The organism is Advenella faeciporci (assembly GCF_014652395.1).
Taxonomy (GTDB): Bacteria; Pseudomonadota; Gammaproteobacteria; order Burkholderiales; family Burkholderiaceae_B; genus Advenella; species Advenella faeciporci.
This window is the reverse complement of sequence record NZ_BMYS01000046.1, coordinates 1-1,177: the sequence shown is the minus strand read 5'-3', so window position 1 is coordinate 1,177 and position 1,177 is coordinate 1. Positions and strand designations below refer to the sequence as shown.

General features: G+C 53.3%; 1 rRNA gene. It reads right to left on the bottom strand.

Annotated features, from left to right (window positions below):
- Positions 1 to 16: 16 nt before the first annotated feature.
- Positions 17 to 1,177: ribosomal RNA gene (locus IE074_RS14705) — 16S ribosomal RNA — on the bottom strand; the annotation flags it as partial.

Here is a 1,177-nt window from a genome sequence, read left to right as displayed (position 1 = left end):
AGGAGAACCTGCTCTTAAAGGAGGTGATCCAGCCGCACCTTCCGATACGGCTACCTTGTTACGACTTCACCCCAGTCATGAATCCTACCGTGGTAATCGCCCTCCTTGCGGTTAGGCTAACTACTTCTGGTAAAACCCACTCCCATGGTGTGACGGGCGGTGTGTACAAGACCCGGGAACGTATTCACCGCGACATGCTGATCCGCGATTACTAGCGATTCCGACTTCATGCAGGCGAGTTGCAGCCTGCAATCCGGACTACGATCGGGTTTCTGAGATTGGCTCCACCTTGCGGTTTGGCAACCCTCTGTCCCGACCATTGTATGACGTGTGAAGCCCTACCCATAAGGGCCATGAGGACTTGACGTCATCCCCACCTTCCTCCGGTTTGTCACCGGCAGTCTCATTAGAGTGCCCAACTGAATGCTGGCAACTAATGACAAGGGTTGCGCTCGTTGCGGGACTTAACCCAACATCTCACGACACGAGCTGACGACAGCCATGCAGCACCTGTGTTCCGGTTCTCTTGCGAGCACTCCTCTATCTCTAAAGGATTCCGGACATGTCAAGGGTAGGTAAGGTTTTTCGCGTTGCATCGAATTAATCCACATCATCCACCGCTTGTGCGGGTCCCCGTCAATTCCTTTGAGTTTTAATCTTGCGACCGTACTCCCCAGGCGGTCAACTTCACGCGTTAGCTACGCTACTAAGCCCCGAAGGGCCCAACAGCTAGTTGACATCGTTTAGGGCGTGGACTACCAGGGTATCTAATCCTGTTTGCTACCCACGCTTTCGTGCATGAGCGTCAGTATTATCCCAGGGGGCTGCCTTCGCCATCGGTATTCCTCCGCATATCTACGCATTTCACTGCTACACGCGGAATTCTACCCCCCTCTGACATACTCTAGTCCGGTAGTTAAGAATGCAGTTCCAAGGTTGAGCCCTGGGATTTCACATCCTTCTTTCCGAACCGCCTGCGCACGCTTTACGCCCAGTAATTCCGATTAACGCTTGCACCCTACGTATTACCGCGGCTGCTGGCACGTAGTTAGCCGGTGCTTATTCTTCAGGTACCGTCATCAGTTCCGGATATTAGCCAGAACCTTTTCTTCCCTGACAAAAGTGCTTTACAACCCGAAGGCCTTCATCGCACACGCGGGATGGCTGGATCAGGGTT